The sequence below is a fragment of the Kiloniella laminariae DSM 19542 genome (assembly GCF_000374005.1).
GTDB lineage: Bacteria > Pseudomonadota > Alphaproteobacteria > Kiloniellales > Kiloniellaceae > Kiloniella > Kiloniella laminariae.
On sequence record NZ_KB893167.1, the window covers coordinates 112,159 to 129,014 of the forward strand.

The window sequence follows — 16,856 nt, forward strand, 5'->3', positions numbered from 1 at the left end:
TTTATCTTCGTAGGTGCCATTGATCGGCACTTGAAGATAAAGGAAGGTTTCATATCTATCATTTGTTTTGTTTTATTGGGGGGTGATTGTTTCATCCCCCGAACCTGCTTTTAAGCCAGTGTGCTTGTGAGGATACATGTTAGAAATTTCTCACGGTGATGTTTATCCCGTTCTCCCCCTGCGCGACATTGTGGTTTTCCCACATATGATTGTGCCTCTTTTTGTTGGCCGCGATAAATCGGTCCGGGCACTGGAAGACGTGATGAAAGACGACAAGCAGATCCTGCTTGTCACACAAAAGAATGCATCACAGGATGATCCAAGCCCGTCTGATATCTATAGTGTCGGGACCATCGGGACCGTGCTTCAGCTTCTGAAGCTGCCGGACGGCACTGTAAAGGTTCTGGTGGAAGGGGCCAAGCGTGCCCGGATTACCAAGTTCTCGGAAAATGATGAGTTTTTCCAGGCGGAAGCCATTCCCCTTGATGATAGCGAAGGGGATGAAAAGGAACTTGATGCGCTTTCTCGCAGTGTGGTTTCGCAGTTTGAGCAATATATCAAGCTCAACAAGAAGATTCCGCCCGAGGTTCTTGTCTCGATTAATCAGATAGACGAATCTGGCAAGCTGGCAGACACAGTCGCTTCGCACCTGACGTTGAAGATTGCCGAGAAGCAGGAGCTGCTTGAATGTGCCACGATCGCCGAGCGGTTGGAGAAGATCTACGGCTTCATGGAAGGCGAGATCGGGGTGCTGCAGGTTGAGAAGCGTATTCGTAACCGCGTGAAGCGGCAGATGGAGAAGACCCAGCGCGAGTATTACCTCAATGAACAGCTCAAGGCGATTCAGAAAGAGCTGGGTGAGGGTGAAGACGGGCGCGACGAGCTGGCGGAGATCGAGGAGAAGATCTCCAAAACCAAGTTGACCAAGGAAGCCATGGAAAAGGCCACTGCCGAGCTGAAAAAGCTCCGCAATATGAGCCCCATGTCAGCCGAGGCGACGGTCGTCCGGAATTATCTCGACTGGATGCTTTCTATTCCCTGGAAAAAACGCACAAAGATTAAGAAAGACATCCCCAATGCCGGACTGGTTCTTGATAAAGAACATTTCGGCCTCAAAGAGGTTAAGGAACGTATCCTTGAGTATCTCGCTGTGCAGCAGCGGATGCAAAAAGTAAAGGGGCCGATTCTCTGTCTGGTTGGGCCGCCTGGTGTTGGTAAAACTTCTCTGGGGAAATCTATTGCCCAGGCAACCGGCCGGAACTTTGTCCGCATGAGCCTTGGTGGTGTGCGGGATGAATCCGAAGTTCGCGGACACCGTCGGACCTATATTGGCTCCATGCCGGGCAAGGTGATCCAGGGGATGAAGAAGGCGAAGTCTTCCAATCCGCTTTTCCTGCTGGACGAGATTGACAAGCTTGGCAATGACTGGCGCGGTGACCCGTCTTCTGCACTGCTTGAGGTTCTGGATCCGGAACAGAACAACACTTTTAACGATCATTATCTGGAAGTTGATTATGATCTTTCTGATGTGATGTTCGTGACGACCGCGAATTCACTTCGCATGCCGCAGCCTTTGCTGGACCGGATGGAAATCATTCGGATTCCTGGTTATACCGAGGACGAGAAGCTCCAGATTGCCATTCGTCACCTGATTCCCAAGCAGTTAAAAGACCACGGTGTCAAAGCTGGAGAGTGGAAGGTCGACGACGAAGCACTGCGCAAGTTGATTCAGCACTATACCCGGGAATCCGGTGTGCGTAATCTTGAGCGGGAAATCGCCAAGCTGTTGCGCAAGGCCATCAAGGACATCGAGATGGGTGTGACAGAGTCGGTTCACGTGACAGTGGACAATCTGGGTGATTTTGCCGGTATTCAGCGCTATCGCTATGGCGAGGCTGAGCAAGAAGATCTGGTTGGTGTTGTTACTGGTCTGGCCTGGACAGAAGTTGGTGGTGAGTTGCTGACCATCGAATCTGTTACTGTTGCCGGAAAGGGGAAGGTTTCCTCGACGGGTAAACTGGGCGATGTGATGAAAGAATCGATCCAGGCAGCAGAATATTTTGTCAAAAGTCGCAGTCTTGATTTTGGTATCAAGCCATCGCTCTTTGATAAAAAGGATATTCACGTACACGTTCCCGAGGGAGCTACGCCCAAAGATGGTCCTTCAGCAGGGGTGGCGATGGTCACGTCCATCGTTTCTGTCCTGACAGGAACGCCGATTCGACACGATGTCGCGATGACTGGTGAAGTCACACTGCGTGGTCGGGTTCTGCCAATCGGTGGTTTGAAGGAAAAACTTCTTGCGGCTCTTCGCGGGAATATCAAGACGGTCGTGATCCCGAAGGAAAACGAAAAAGATCTTGCTGATATCCCCGAGAATGTCCTGAAGGGACTGACCATAATTCCCTGTTCTACGGTAGATCAGGTGTTGAAAGAGGCACTTACAGAGACTCTGGTGCCTATTGAGGACTGGGTTGAGGGAAGTGATGTTGAAAAGCGTCATGGAACAGACCTGGAGGGAGTTATTACGCACTAGTTTGTGCTTTTTGTGGGGCAAGTTTGGCGGAGATAGATAAAATGCCGCCAAAACCCTTGAGATTCGGTCGTTTCTTACATTGACGTCGAGATAGGAAGCGATCTACAATCACCGCACAATCAAGAAGTCGTGAGACATTTTTCAAACTTATCCCGTTTAAATAGAGGGGGGGTCAACATGAATAAAAATGATTTGGTCGCTGCAGTTGCAGAGAAAACTGGTCTGTCTAAAGCAGATGCTGGCAAAGCTGTAGATGGCGTTTTTGACGCTGTGACAGATGCACTGAAAGGTGGTGATGAGGTTCGCCTTGTTGGCTTCGGTACTTTCAGTGTTGCAGCTCGGGCAGCTTCACAGGGTCGTAACCCACGTACAGGTGAGGTTATCCAGATCCCTGCTTCCAAGCAGCCAAAGTTCAAAGCAGGCAAAGGCCTGAAAGACGCTGTAAACTAAGTTTAACTGTTTGTAGCTATTAGAAAAAACCGGTTGGCACTATGCCAGCCGGTTTTTTTTTATTTTGTCATATTTTCCTCTTGCCATGCCCGGCGAATCACCTTAAAAGCTCCTTCATCAGACGGGACGTCTGGTGGGCGATTAGCTCAGTTGGTAGAGCATCTCGTTTACACCGAGAGGGTCGGCAGTTCGAGCCTGTCATCGCCCACCAGACGTCTTGATAAAAAGCGCTTCATTCGTGAAGCGCTTTTTTTGCGTCTTTATTATGGCTCCTTGGTAGTATGGTGAAGAGGGGCAAAAAAGGCTGTACTTCTTTTGAGAAGCGGCTTTCTTTTCGAAGGCGAGGGGCTATTTAATTGTTGGAAAGTCCGTAACTGTTTCTGGGGGCTATTCACTGTATCGCTTCCCCGGGTTTATTCTGACCCATGTTTATTCTGATAGCAGAGGGAAAAAGGATTCTGTTTTCCACTGTTTCGGGCATTGGATTGCTGCTTTTATTCCCCGTAAATCGATTCGTCATTCTATTGAAGTAAAAGGATTTTCTGCCTTTTTGTGACTTTATTCAGAAAAGCTGTAAAAAAACTTTCGAAATTGGATTCAGTTGCTTGACAGGGGCAGGACACTACATTAAACAAACCCTCGTCCGCAGGGACGGTTTGTGGGGGTGTAGCTCAGTTGGTTAGAGCGCTGGCCTGTCACGCCAGAGGTCGCGAGTTCAAGTCTCGTCATCCTCGCCATACAACCGTTCATCGATGGCACCTGCTGCGGGGGTGTAGCTCAGTTGGTTAGAGCGCTGGCCTGTCACGCCAGAGGTCGCGAGTTCAAGTCTCGTCATCCTCGCCATCACTTCTCAAAATATATTCCCTTCGAAAATAATACTTATTTAAAGAACTTGAGGCAACATGGTCTGCTTCGGGTTATACTTGATTCCTTTACTCGGAATACACGATTTTTTTAGGAATTGTGGCGATTCTATGTTTGCTTATGTCGCCTATGGGCGATATTAAGTACGTACCAAAAAAATAGGGCCGGTTAAGGCATCTTGTCATTTTCGACATGAAAGGCGATTTACGCAATTCCCATTGTGTAGATTGTATTGGAGAGATGGGCTTAGATGGGATGTTGGCAGAATATCTGCCAATTCTGATCTTCCTCGGAATTGCGGTAGGTCTTGCTATCGTTATGATGATGGCTTCCGTCATCATGGCAAAGCAGCACCCCGATTCAGAAAAGATCAGTTCTTATGAATGTGGCTTCGAGGCATTTGACGATGCGCGTGGCCGCTTTGATGTTCGCTTCTACTTGGTAGCAATCCTCTTCATTATTTTTGACCTTGAAGTTGCCTTCCTGTTTCCCTGGGCCGTCTCACTGAGTGATGTCGGCCTGTTCGGTTTCTGGTCGATGGTGATCTTTCTGGTTATCTTGACGATCGGGTTTGCTTACGAATGGAAGAAAGGGGCTTTGGAATGGGAGTAATCTCTAATCCGGCTCTCAAGGAAGGAGCGCCTCTGCCTCCTGGGCCAGCACAGGATCTCATCCTGAAAAGTGTTGGTGAGGAACTGGCAGAACGCGGTTTCGTTCTCGCACAGATGGACAAGCTGACAGGCTGGGCCCAGTCAGGTTCTTTGTGGCCGATGACCTTTGGTCTCGCCTGCTGTGCGGTTGAGATGATGCATGCGGCCTGTAGCCGATATGATATGGACCGTTTCGGGATGGTTTTCCGACCTTCTCCGCGTCAGTCTGATGTTATGATCGTTGCTGGAACTCTGACCAACAAGATGGCGCCGGCATTGCGCAAGGTCTATGACCAGATGCCGGAGCCGCGCTGGGTGATCTCCATGGGGTCCTGCGCCAACGGGGGAGGGTACTATCACTATTCCTATTCCGTGGTGCGTGGATGCGACCGTGTTGTTCCGGTGGATATCTATGTTCCTGGCTGTCCTCCAACTGCTGAAGCATTGATCTATGGTATCTTGCAGCTGCAGAAGAAAATCAAACGTACCGCGAAGTTCCGCAGGTAAGCCTAACGGCATCCCAAAAAACTGGTGAACTATATGAATCAGGCTTTATTGGACTTGGGCGAATATATCGCCTCCGCCTTGGGAGAAGCGATTACTGGCACAGAGCTTAAGAACGACGAACTCGTTCTCTGGGCAAAACCAGATACGCTTCTCAAGGTGTTGAAGTTCCTTCGAGACAATCAGAATTGCCAGTTCCGGCAATTGGCAGAAGTAACGGCTGTGGATTATCCCAGCCGTGAAATGCGTTTTGAACTTGTCTATTGTCTTCTTTCGCTGACACATAATCAGCGGATCAAGGTCAAGATTGCTGCGACCGAAGAAGAGCCGGTTGACTCGGCTACTTCTCTTTTCAGTTCCGCAATCTGGTATGAGCGCGAAGTTTGGGATATGTACGGCATCTTCTTTGCCAACCATCCCGATCTGCGTCGTATCCTGACAGATTATGGTTTTGAGGGGCATCCTCTGCGCAAGGATTTCCCGCTGACTGGTTATGTCGAGGTCCGGTATGACGAAACGCAAAAGCGTGTTGTCTATGAGCCGGTCAAGCTCAGTCAGGAGTTCCGTAACTTTGATTTCTCCAGCCCTTGGGAAGGGATTGTCCAGCTTCCCGGTGACGAGAAAGCCGAGAAGGAAAAAGAAGGGGGCGCTGCTTAAATGGCTGAAGCTACAATCAAGCCGCTTACGCTCAACTTTGGTCCGCAGCATCCAGCCGCACACGGTGTTCTCCGCCTTGTTATGGAAATGGATGGCGAGATCATCGAGCGGGCAGATCCGCATATCGGACTCCTGCATCGCGGCACCGAGAAGCTGATCGAATACAAGACCTATCTGCAGGCTTTGCCTTATTTTGACCGTCTCGATTATGTCGCACCAATGAACCAGGAGCATGTTTATGCCCTGGCTATTGAAAAGCTGCTGAACATCGAGGTGCCAAAACGCGGCCAGTATATCCGGGTCCTTTATTGCGAGATCGGCCGTATTCTGAACCACATTCTGAATATCACGACCTTCGCAATTGACGTTGGCGCGATGACCCCAATTCTCTGGGGTTTCGAGCAGCGTGAAAAACTGATGGAGTTTTACGAAAGAGCCTGTGGTGCAAGACTCCATGCAGCTTATTTCCGTCCCGGTGGTGTGCATCAGGATCTGCCCGCAGGTCTTCTTGCTGATATCCTGACATTCTGTGAGCAGTTCCCGGCCTTTCTTGATGACCTTGAGGGACTTCTTACGGAAAACCGGATTTTCCGTCAGCGTACTGTCGATATCGGCACGATCAATTTTGATGAAGCGATGGACTGGGGTTTCTCTGGTCCGATGCTCCGGGGCTCCGGTATCGCCTGGGATCTTCGCAAGTCACAGCCTTATGATTGCTATGACGAGATTGATTTTGATATCCCGGTTGGTAAAAACGGGGACTGTTTTGATCGCTATCTCGTTCGCATCGAGGAAATGCGCCAGTCCCAGCGGATTATTGAGCAGTGCATCGAAAAAATGCCTGAAGGGCCTGTTCTGGCGCCTAATCACAAGGTCACTCCACCTCGACGCGATGATATGAAGCGTTCGATGGAGGCGTTGATCCATCACTTTAAACTCTATACCGAAGGATTCCACGTGCCAGAAGGGGAAACCTATACAGCCGTAGAAGCTCCCAAGGGAGAGTTCGGTGTCTATCTTGTTGCTGACGGATCAAACAGACCGTACCGCTGCAAAATCAAAGCACCGGGATTTGCCCATCTGGCGGCCATGGATTACATGTGCCGTGGCCATATGTTGGCTGACAGTGTCGCAATTCTCGGATCCATGGATATCGTGTTCGGCGAGGTCGACCGATGAAAACCAGTAGTTTTCCAAAAGCAAAAACCGGCGATTTCAAGTTTACCGAAGAGAATCTTCGCGAAGCCGAAAAACTCGTCGCAAAATATCCCGAAGGCCGTCAGGCCAGTGCAATTATCAGTATGTTCTATCTGGCTCAGAAGCAGAACGACGGCTGGTTGCCACCTGAAGCCATTGAGTATGTTGCTGAATATCTCGACATCGCGCCTATCCGTGCGCATGAGGTCGCGACTTTCTATACCATGTTCAATCTCAAACCTGTCGGGACTTATTTTATCCAGGTTTGTCGTACCACACCCTGCTGGCTGCGCGGATCCGAAGAGATCCTCAAGGCTGCGCTTGAGAAAATCGGCGTGAGCAAGGCCGGAGATGTCAGCGAAGATGGTCTCTTCTCTGTTGTTGAGGTCGAGTGTCTAGGTGCCTGCTGTAATGCGCCGATGGTGCAGATCAATGACTGGTATTACGAAGACCTGACAGTTGAAAGCATCTCGAGAATTATTGACGAGTTGCGGGCAGGCAAGGAGGTCGCGATCGGGTCACAGACCGGACGTCTGACCTCTGCCCCTGAGGGCGAGAGAACAACCCTGAAGGAGGGTGGCGATGCAGATGCTTGAAGATAAGGATCGTATCTTTACCAACCTTTATGGCCAGAATGACTGGGGTATCAAAGGTGCCAAGAAACGTGGCATCTGGGATAACACCCATGCTTTGGTTGCGCTGGGACGTGAGGAAATTGTCAACCGAATGAAAGACTCCGGGTTGCGTGGCCGTGGTGGTGCGGGTTTCCCTGCAGGTATCAAATGGTCATTTATGCCCAAGGAAGATCAGTCGCGTCCAAGTTATCTTGTTGTGAACGCGGATGAGTCCGAACCAGGGTCCTGTAAAGACCGCGAGATCATGCGTAATGATCCGCACCGTCTGATCGAAGGATGTCTGATTGCTGGTTTTGCGATGGGGGCTCATACGGCTTACATCTATATTCGGGGCGAGTATTACCTCGAATCAACCCGTCTTGAAACTGCAGTTGAAGAAGCCCGGGCAGCCGGGTTGCTCGGCAAGGATGCCTGTGGCTCCGGATGGGCTTTTGATGTGCATGTTCATCGCGGGGCAGGGGCCTATATTTGCGGCGAAGAAACCGCGCTTCTGGAAAGCCTTGAAGGTAAAAAAGGCCAGCCTCGTCTGAAGCCTCCTTTCCCTGCTGCCTGTGGTCTTTATGGTTGCCCAACAACGGTGACCAACGTTGAAACGGTTGCTGTCTCTCCGACAATCCTGCGCCGTGGTGCAGACTGGTGGAAGCAGTTCGGACGGGAAAACAATACCGGAACCAAGATCTTCTCGATCTCTGGCCATGTAAACCGTCCCTGCAACGTTGAAGAAGCCATGAGCATTCCGTTGCGAGAATTGATCGAAAAACATGCCGGTGGCGTCCGTGGCGGTTGGGATAACCTTCTTGCGGTGATCCCAGGTGGATCTTCGGTGCCGATGTTGCCAAAACATGTCTGCGATACCATGACAATGGACTTTGACGCCCTGCGTGAAGCAGGTTCCGGTCTCGGGACAGCTGCGGTTATTGTGATGGACAAGTCTACGGATGTGATTGAGGCGATCTGCCGCCTGTCACACTTCTATCAGCATGAAAGCTGTGGTCAGTGCACACCGTGTCGCGAAGGAACCGGCTGGATGTTCCGTCTGATGCAACGCATGGTTCGCGGTGAGGCTGATGTCGACGAGATTGACATGCTTTGGGATGTTACCAAGCAGGTTGAAGGTCATACCATCTGTGCACTTGGTGATGCTGCTGCCTGGCCAATCCAGGGGTTGATCCGCAATTTCCGTCCCGAGATGGAAAAACGGATTGAGGCATACAAGCAAGCTCGCCGGGCCGCGGAATAGGAGATACTGATGCCAAAGTTGACGATTGACGGCAAGGAAATCGAAGTCGCTAACGGCCTGACAGTGCTTCAGGCCTGCGAACTTGCCGGAGCGGAAATTCCCCGCTTCTGTTACCACGAACGTCTGTCCGTTGCAGGAAACTGCCGGATGTGTCTGGTGGAAATGGAACGGGCGCCGAAGCCCATTGCATCCTGTGCGATGCCTGTGGGCGAAGGCATGGTTATTAAAACCGATACCGATCTCGTGAAAAAAGCCCGCAAGGGCGTGATGGAATTCCTGCTGATCAACCACCCGCTTGACTGTCCGATCTGTGACCAGGGCGGTGAGTGTGACCTGCAGGATCAGGCCATGGCCTTTGGTCTTGATCACGGACGCTACAAGGAAAACAAACGCGCGGTTAAAGAAAAATACATGGGGCCTTTGATCAAGACGATCATGACCCGTTGTATCCAGTGTACCCGCTGTGTGCGTTTCTCCACCGAAGTTGCCGGTATCGAGGAAGTCGGGTTGCTTCATCGCGGTGAAAAAGTCGAGATCACCACTCTGGAGAAGGCAGTTAATTCCGAACTTTCCGGAAACCTGGTTGATGTCTGTCCGGTTGGTGCCCTGACGTCCAAGCCTTATGCTTTCAACGCCCGTCCCTGGGAGCTGAAAAAAGTCAACTCCATTGACGTGATGGATGCGCTTGGTTCCAACATTCGCATCGATGTTCGTGGGCGAGAAGTTCTCCGTGTTCTTCCCCGTATTCATGAAGATGTGAATGAAGAGTGGATTACCGATAAAACCCGTTACATTACCGATGGTCTGAAGCGCCAGCGTCTTGACCGTCCTTATGTTCGTGTTGATGGCAAACTGCGTGCGGCGAGCTGGGATGAAGCTTTTGCGGTGATCAAAGACAAGATCACAGGCCTTAAAGGTACTGAAATTGCAGCTCTTGCCGGTGATCTTTGTGATGCAGAATCAATGCTGGCGCTCAAGGATCTGATGGCGAACCTTGGCTCCGAGAATATTGATTGTCGCCAGGACGGCGCCAAACTGGATGCTTCAAGCCGGGCTGATTATCTTTTCAACAGCTCTATTGCCGGTATTGAAGAGGCGGACGCCGTTCTTATCGTCGGTAGTAACCCGCGTTGGGAAGCTGCTTTGATCAATACCCGTCTTCGCAAGCGTTTCCTGACTGGTGCGCTCAAAGTTGGTGTCATTGGGGAAGCGGTCGATCTGACTTATGATTACGATTATCTTGGGGCGGGTCCTGACACACTCAAGGAAGTTGCTGAGGGTAAAAATGCCTTTGCCAAAGTTCTTGAAGGCGCAAAGAAACCGATGATCATTCTTGGAATGGGCGCTCTGGCACGTAAAGACGGTGCTGGGGTTTTCGCTTTGGCCAAGAAAATTAGTAAAAAGTTTGATCTGGTTCACGAAGGCTGGAACGGTTTTAACGTTCTGCATACAGCGGCCTCTCGGGTTGCTGCCCTGGATCTGGGATTTGTCCCCGGCAAGAAAGGCCTTGATGTCGAGGCAACACTTGCTGCTGCTGAAAAAGGTAAGATCAAGGCTGTGTATCTGCTCGGGGCTGATGAACTTGATGTTTCAAAGCTGAAAGACGCTTTTGTGATCTATCAGGGGCATCATGGTGACAAAGGAGCTTCGGTTGCAGATGTCATTCTGCCGGGGGCTGCCTATACCGAAAAGAACGGTACCTATGTGAATACTGAAGGTCGTGTACAGCTGGGACGTCTGGCTGCATTCCCTCCGGGCGAAGCACGAGAAGACTGGACCATTATCCGAGCTCTCTCGGAACAGGTTGGTGAGGCATTGCCTTATGACAACCTTGGTCAGCTTCGTCAGCGCCTGATTGAAGTCAATCCGGTTTTTGCTGCGGTTGACCAGATTGGCCAGAGTGACTGGAATGATAAGGCCTCAGACAAGGGAGAGATCAGCTCGGACCCGTTTGTTCTGGCAATTGAGAACTTCTATATGACTGATCCAATCAGCCGTTCATCCGAAACGATGTCTGCCTGTACAGCACAGTTTGTATTGGGCAAAGAGCAGGGAGCTACTGGAACAAATGGCTGAACTCTGGGAAGGATACGCTCTGCCGACGATTATTATCGTTGCACAGATCATGGCAATCGTCGGACCTCTGTTGATTGCGGTGGCCTACCTGACGTTGGCTGAGCGCAAGGTGATTGGTGCGATGCAGCTGCGCAAGGGACCCAACGTGGTTGGTCCTTTTGGCCTGTTGCAGCCTTTTGCCGATGCTGTAAAGCTGATGATGAAAGAAACAATCATGCCTTCCGGGGCAAACAGGATTGTTTTCATCATGGCCCCGATGCTTACTTTCATTCTCAGCCTTGTTGCCTGGGCGGTTATTCCTTTTGGCGAAGGTCTGGTTGTCAGTGACATCAATGTTGGAATTCTCTACCTCTTTGCTATTTCATCTCTCGGTGTTTACGGGGTGATCATGGCGGGGTGGGCATCGAACTCTAAATACCCCTTCATCGGGGCATTGCGCTCTGCGGCCCAGATGGTTTCCTACGAAGTCTCCATGGGACTTGTGATTATCACTGTGCTGATGTGTGTCGGGTCTTTGAACCTGTCTGATATCGTGATGGCACAGAAGGGCGATTACGGCTTGCTTAACTGGTATGCCTTTCCACTTCTGCCGATGTTCGTGATTTTTTTCATCTCCATTTTGGCTGAAACCAACCGTTCTCCTTTTGATTTGCCGGAAGGCGAGTCCGAGATTGTTGCTGGTTTTATGGTTGAATATTCCTCGATGAGCTTTGCGCTCTTCTTCCTTGGGGAATACGCGAACATGATCCTGATGAGCGCCATGGCTGCAATCCTCTTCATGGGTGGCTGGTTGCCTCCATTTGATATTGCACCGTTCAACTGGATCCCCGGGCCAATCTGGTTTTCTTTGAAAATCGCTTTTGTTCTTTTCTGTTTTCTCTGGGTTCGTGCCACATTCCCGCGTTTCCGCTATGACCAGCTGATGCGTCTGGGGTGGAAAGTATTCCTGCCGTTCACTCTTTTCTGGGTGCTCTTGACGGCGGGCGTGCTGGTTGGCTTCGACCTGTTACCTGCTGCACATTGAGGCCTGGTGATGGATAACAAACAAATAAAAAGAAATATGGAGAGATAGAGGACTATGGCATTTATGAGAAACCCCGCCCGCAGTCTTCTCCTTACCGAGCTGATTTCCGGGATGGCCCTGACCTTGAAGTACTTCTTCAAGCCAAAGGTAACCCTGAACTATCCTTATGAAAAAGGACCAATCAGTGCGCGTTTTCGCGGCGAGCATGCCTTGCGCCGTTATCCAAACGGTGAAGAGCGCTGCATTGCCTGTAAACTGTGCGAAGCGATTTGTCCGGCTCAGGCGATTACGATTGAAGCCGAACCTCGTGATGACGGCAGTCGACGGACGACCCGTTACGACATCGATATGACGAAGTGTATCTATTGCGGTTTCTGTCAGGAAGCTTGCCCGGTTGACGCCATTGTGGAAGGTCCGAACTTTGAGTTCGCGACCGAAACACGTGAAGAGCTGTTCTACAACAAGGACAAGCTGCTCGAGAATGGTGATCGCTGGGAAACTGAACTTGCCCAGAGCATCGCACTGGATGCGCCTTACCGCTAAGAGCTTGGGATTGAGATTGTGTCAAAATACAACACTGTTTGCCGAAACCGGGCTCGTAAAGAAAGGGTAGCCAAATGATTATACAGGCTCTCGTCTTTTATGTTTTTGCTGCTGTTACCATCGCCGCAGGGCTGATGGTTATCACGGCTCGTAACCCTGTACATTCTGTACTGTTCCTGATCCTCGCTTTCTTCAATGCTGCCGGACTTTTTGTCCTGATGGGCGCTGAGTTTCTGGCGATGATCCTGGTTGTGGTCTATGTCGGGGCTGTTGCTGTTCTCTTCCTTTTTGTCGTGATGATGCTTGATATCAATGTCGAGAAAGCACGGCAGGGGTTTAAGAAGTATCTCTTTATCGGTGGGGCGATTGGACTGGTCCTGCTGGTTGAGTTGGTCTTGATCCTCAGCAGCGTTGTTTCTACCGATGTGAGTGTGGTTGCCTCTGTACCGATCCCGGCGATTGACGATGTGCATAACACCCGTGCTCTGGGGCAGGTCCTCTACACCAAATACGTATATCTCTTTGAAGCTTCCGGGATGATCCTTCTCGTTGCGATGATTGGTGCCATTGTGCTGACCTTGCGTAAACGCGAAGGTGTCCGCCGTCAGGTAATTGCCGATCAGGTGAACCGGAGCCGTGAAGAGGCCGTTGAAATCAAAAAAGTATCCAGCGGGAGTGGCATCTAACCATGTTAGAAATTGGTCTGGCCCATTACCTGATCGTTGCGGCGGTTTTGTTTACAATGGGTATCTTTGGCATCTTTCTGAACAGAAAGAACGTCATTGTTATCATGATGTCCATTGAGCTGATGTTGCTTGCCGTAAACATCAATTTTGTGGCGTTCTCAACTCACCTGGGTGACCTGGTTGGTCAGGTCTTCTCGATCTTCATCCTGACTGTTGCAGCCGCTGAGGCTGCGATCGGGCTGGCGATCCTGGTGATCTACTTCCGTAACCGCGGATCTATCGCGGTTGAAGACATCAACGTGATGAAGGGCTAGTTTGACGATGGAAAACTATATTGTCTTTCTGCCCTTGCTCGGTGCTTTTATTGCCGGACTGTTCGGGCGCTTTATCGGAGATCGCGGGGCGCAGGTTGTAACCACAGGGTTACTGCTTGTATCTGCTTTCCTGTCCATTCTGGTTTTCAAAGATGTGGCTCTGGACGGCAACAGCCGTTCCACCGACCTCTTTACCTGGATCAACTCCGGCGATTTCATCCTCTCCTGGGCGTTGAATATCGATACCCTGACGGCTGTCATGCTGATTGTTGTGACTGTGGTTTCCTCCATGGTGCACCTCTATTCAGTCGGTTACATGTCCGAAGACAAATCGATTTCCCGCTTTTTCTCCTATCTGTCGCTCTTTACCTTCTTCATGCTGATGCTGGTGACCTCTTCCAATCTGGTCCAGATGTTCTTTGGCTGGGAAGGGGTGGGACTGGCATCGTACCTTCTGATCGGTTTCTGGTACGAAAAACAGTCAGCCTGTGCTGCAGCGATCAAGGCCTTCCTGGTCAACCGCGTTGCCGATATCGGTTTTGCTCTTGGCATCATGGGGGTCTATGTTCTCTTTGGGACCGTAGATTTCGCGGCGATCTTTCCCCAGGCAGAAGCCCTTTCAACAGCACAGATTACTTTCCTGAACTTCGAAGGCCATGCGCTGACGATTATCTGTCTGCTGCTGTTCATCGGCGCCATGGGGAAATCTGCCCAGTTGGGGCTGCACACCTGGTTGCCTGATGCGATGGAAGGACCGACACCGGTTTCCGCGCTTATTCATGCGGCGACGATGGTGACAGCGGGTGTCTTCATGCTCTGTCGTTTCTCGCCAGTGTTTGAATATGCTCCCTTCGCCCTTGAGGTTGTGACCTATGTTGGGGCTGCGACAGCATTCTTTGCCGCAACAATCGGTCTGACCCAATTTGATATCAAACGCGTGATTGCCTATTCAACCTGTTCCCAGCTGGGATACATGTTCTTTGCAATCGGTGTGTCGGCCTATGGTGGTGCGATTTTCCACCTTATGACGCACGCTTTCTTCAAAGCCCTGTTGTTCCTTGGTGCGGGCTCGGTTATTCACGCCATGCATCACGAACAGGACATGCGCAAGATGGGCGGGATCTGGAAGATGATTCCGGCAACCTATCTGCTGATGTGGGTTGGCTCTATCGCTCTGGCGGGACTGCCTCCTTTTGCCGGGTACTTTTCCAAGGATCTTATTCTTGAAGCTGCCTATGCCGCGCATTCTACTCAGGGAACATTCGCTTTCTGGGCCGGGACAGCTGCTGCCTTCATGACGGCTTTCTATTCCTGGCGTCTGCTGATCATGACCTTCCATGGCAATCCCCGTGCCGACGAGCACACCATGAAAGGTGTTCATGAATCTCCGATGACCATGATGATCCCTCTGCTGGTTCTGGCGCTCGGAGCGGTGTTTGCTGGCTGGCTTGGCTACAGTTACTTCGTTGGTGATATGAGAGCTGAATTCTGGGGCGAGGCAATCTTTGTTCTGGAAGCAAACGATAGTGTTGAGGCCGCGCATCATGTGCCGACCTGGGTCAAGCTTGTGCCTTTGATCGCTGCTATCAGCGGGATTGTACTGGCTTATGTGTTCTACATGTTTGCACCGGGACTGCCCGCAGCCTTTGTTCGCATGGTCAAGCCGGTTCACAGCTTTGTCTACAAAAAGTGGATGTTTGACGAACTCTATGACTTCCTGTTCGTTCAACCAGCCCGTAAACTTGGCCGGTTCCTGTGGAAATCCGGTGATGGGGCGGTGATTGATGCCTATGGTCCGGATGGGGTCTCTGCTCTCACCCGCCGCCTTGCAGGTCGGGCAAGTCGCCTGCAGAGCGGGTATGTCTACCACTATGCCTTTGCCATGCTGATCGGGGTTGTTGCCCTGATCACCTGGTACATTGTTACCAACGCAGGTGTGTAAGAGTTATGCAAGATCATCTTCTATCTATCGTGACCTTTGCACCACTGTTTGGTGCGCTGGCGATCATTCTGCTGGTTCGAAGCGAGAATGAAGAAGCCGTTGCCAAAAATTCCCGCTGGGTAGCCCTCTGGGTTTCCGGTGTGACTTTTCTGGTATCGCTGTTCCTCTGGACCGGATTTGAACAGGGGACGTCAGACTTCCAGTTTGTCGAACAGGTTGAATGGATGCCATCCCTTGGTCTGACCTACCATATGGGGGTCGACGGGATATCCGTTCTTTTTGTCCTGCTGTCTACGCTGTTGACACCGATCTGTATCATTTCGTCCTGGGGCGCTGTTAAAAAACGCGTCAAGGAATACATGATCGCCTTTCTGATTCTGGAAACGATGATGATCGGCATGTTCTGTGCCCTTGATATCGTCGTCTTCTATGTCTTCTTTGAAGGTGTTCTGATCCCGATGTTCCTGATTATCGGGATCTGGGGTGGCGAACGCCGGGTCTACGCGGCATTCAAGCTGTTCCTTTATACCCTGGCGGGCTCTGTTCTGATGCTGGTTGCCATTCTGGCAATGTATTTTGAATCAGGGACTGCCAACATCGTCGAATTGCTTGCCTACAGCTTCCCGGTAGAGATGCAGAAGTGGCTCTGGGTTGCATTTTTTGCTTCCTTTGCTGTCAAGGTGCCGATGTGGCCGGTTCACACATGGTTGCCGGATGCTCATGTTGAAGCGCCAACTGCCGGATCGGTTATTCTGGCGGGTGTTCTGCTGAAAATGGGTGCTTACGGGTTCCTCCGGTTCTCTATGCCAATGATGCCGGATGCGTCGCTTTATTTCTCTCCGCTGGTTTATGCCCTGTCGATTGTCGCGGTGATCTATACGTCACTGGTGGCATTGGCGCAGGAAGACATGAAAAAGCTGATTGCCTATTCTTCGGTTGCCCATATGGGATATGTGACCATCGGGATCTTTGCAGCAAACCAGCAGGGCGTTGAGGGTGCAATCTACCAGATGCTGTCTCACGGAGTTGTTTCTGCAGCGCTCTTCCTTTGTGTTGGTGTTGTTTATGACCGTATGCACACCCGCGAGATCAATCGCTATGGCGGTGTCGTTGAAAAGATGCCGAACTATGCACTTGTCTTCATGGTCTTCATGCTGGCCTCTGTCGGTCTGCCCGGTACAGGCGGGTTTGTTGGTGAGTTTTTGGTTCTGGTTGGTGCTTTCAAAGCCAATACCTGGGTTGCCGCACTTGCCGCGACAGGGATGGTTCTGGGGGCGGCCTATATGCTCTGGCTTTACCGCAAGGTCGTGTTTGGCAAACTTGAAAAGGATGATCTGAAATCGCTTCTGGATCTCAGTCTGCGTGAAAAGGCAATCTTTTTGCCTTTGCTGCTGATCACGCTCTGGATGGGGATTTATCCGCCAAGCTTCCTGAACATCATGTCTGCTTCTGTAAGCAATCTAGTCAACAACTACGAGGCAGCCATTACCGCCTCTAATGCCGCGCCGATGTTTGCGCAGGTATTTGGTCAATAGAGG

Annotated in this window: 15 protein-coding genes and 3 tRNA genes; all 18 read left to right on the forward strand. The window is 50.9% G+C overall.

Annotation, left to right across the window (positions count from 1 at the left end):
* Positions 1-136: 136 nt before the first annotated feature.
* The 18 genes from lon to B152_RS0117150 all read left to right on the forward strand — a co-directional run bounded on the left by lon (position 137) and on the right by B152_RS0117150 (position 16,853).
* A complete protein-coding gene (lon, locus tag B152_RS0117065) occupies positions 137-2,536 on the forward strand; it encodes an endopeptidase La (RefSeq protein WP_020593652.1) in 2,400 nt (799 codons plus the stop codon).
* A 177-nt stretch (positions 2,537-2,713) separates the two neighbouring features.
* Positions 2,714-2,986 carry an HU family DNA-binding protein gene (locus tag B152_RS0117070; protein ID WP_020593653.1) on the forward strand — a complete coding sequence of 91 codons (273 nt, stop codon included), beginning with the start codon at positions 2,714-2,716 and terminating at the stop codon, positions 2,984-2,986.
* Positions 2,987-3,121: 135 nt separating this feature from the next.
* Positions 3,122-3,197: transfer RNA gene (locus B152_RS0117075), tRNA-Val, on the forward strand.
* A 449-nt stretch (positions 3,198-3,646) separates the two neighbouring features.
* Positions 3,647-3,723 (forward strand) — tRNA-Asp (locus tag B152_RS0117080).
* A gap of 29 nt (positions 3,724-3,752) precedes the next feature.
* A tRNA-Asp gene (locus tag B152_RS0117085) sits at positions 3,753-3,829 on the forward strand.
* 261 nt (positions 3,830-4,090) lie between these two features.
* Entirely contained in the window at positions 4,091-4,462 is a 372-nt protein-coding gene (locus B152_RS0117090) for an NADH-quinone oxidoreductase subunit A (RefSeq protein WP_033406840.1), read from the forward strand.
* Complete coding sequence (locus B152_RS0117095; RefSeq protein ID WP_020593655.1) at positions 4,453-5,007, forward strand: NuoB/complex I 20 kDa subunit family protein; 555 nt, start codon at positions 4,453-4,455, stop codon at positions 5,005-5,007. Before B152_RS0117090 ends, B152_RS0117095 begins: the two co-directional genes overlap by 10 nt.
* A 33-nt stretch (positions 5,008-5,040) precedes the next feature.
* The gene (locus B152_RS0117100; protein WP_020593656.1) at positions 5,041-5,661 is read left to right on the forward strand and encodes an NADH-quinone oxidoreductase subunit C; all 621 of its coding nucleotides are present in this window, start codon (positions 5,041-5,043) and stop codon (positions 5,659-5,661) included.
* On the forward strand, positions 5,662-6,840 hold the full coding sequence (locus B152_RS0117105) for an NADH-quinone oxidoreductase subunit D (RefSeq protein WP_020593657.1): 1,179 nt from the start codon (positions 5,662-5,664) through the stop codon (positions 6,838-6,840).
* The gene (gene nuoE / locus B152_RS0117110; protein WP_020593658.1) at positions 6,837-7,454 is read left to right on the forward strand and encodes an NADH-quinone oxidoreductase subunit NuoE; all 618 of its coding nucleotides are present in this window, start codon (positions 6,837-6,839) and stop codon (positions 7,452-7,454) included. The genes B152_RS0117105 and nuoE overlap by 4 nt, the downstream gene beginning before the upstream one ends.
* Positions 7,447-8,733 carry an NADH-quinone oxidoreductase subunit NuoF gene (nuoF, locus tag B152_RS0117115; protein ID WP_026261660.1) on the forward strand — a complete coding sequence of 429 codons (1,287 nt, stop codon included), beginning with the start codon at positions 7,447-7,449 and terminating at the stop codon, positions 8,731-8,733. The genes nuoE and nuoF overlap by 8 nt, the downstream gene beginning before the upstream one ends.
* Positions 8,734-8,742: 9 nt before the next feature.
* Positions 8,743-10,809: an NADH-quinone oxidoreductase subunit NuoG gene (nuoG, locus tag B152_RS0117120; protein WP_020593660.1), complete on the forward strand. Its 2,067-nt coding sequence runs from the start codon at positions 8,743-8,745 to the stop codon at positions 10,807-10,809.
* Positions 10,802-11,833: an NADH-quinone oxidoreductase subunit NuoH gene (gene nuoH / locus B152_RS0117125; protein ID WP_020593661.1), complete on the forward strand. Its 1,032-nt coding sequence runs from the start codon at positions 10,802-10,804 to the stop codon at positions 11,831-11,833. The genes nuoG and nuoH overlap by 8 nt, the downstream gene beginning before the upstream one ends.
* A 54-nt stretch (positions 11,834-11,887) precedes the next feature.
* Entirely contained in the window at positions 11,888-12,376 is a 489-nt protein-coding gene (gene nuoI / locus B152_RS0117130) for an NADH-quinone oxidoreductase subunit NuoI (protein ID WP_020593662.1), read from the forward strand.
* Positions 12,377-12,450: 74 nt separating this feature from the next.
* Positions 12,451-13,062 carry an NADH-quinone oxidoreductase subunit J gene (locus B152_RS0117135; RefSeq protein ID WP_020593663.1) on the forward strand — a complete coding sequence of 204 codons (612 nt, stop codon included), beginning with the start codon at positions 12,451-12,453 and terminating at the stop codon, positions 13,060-13,062.
* A 2-nt stretch (positions 13,063-13,064) separates the two neighbouring features.
* A complete protein-coding gene (nuoK, locus tag B152_RS0117140) occupies positions 13,065-13,376 on the forward strand; it encodes an NADH-quinone oxidoreductase subunit NuoK (protein ID WP_020593664.1) in 312 nt (103 codons plus the stop codon).
* Between the two features lie 7 nt (positions 13,377-13,383).
* A complete protein-coding gene (nuoL, locus tag B152_RS0117145; RefSeq protein ID WP_020593665.1) occupies positions 13,384-15,318 on the forward strand; it encodes an NADH-quinone oxidoreductase subunit L in 1,935 nt (644 codons plus the stop codon).
* A 5-nt stretch (positions 15,319-15,323) separates the two neighbouring features.
* Positions 15,324-16,853, forward strand: a complete 1,530-nt coding sequence (locus tag B152_RS0117150) for an NADH-quinone oxidoreductase subunit M (protein ID WP_020593666.1) — start codon at positions 15,324-15,326, stop codon at positions 16,851-16,853.
* Positions 16,854-16,856: the final 3 nt, after the last annotated feature.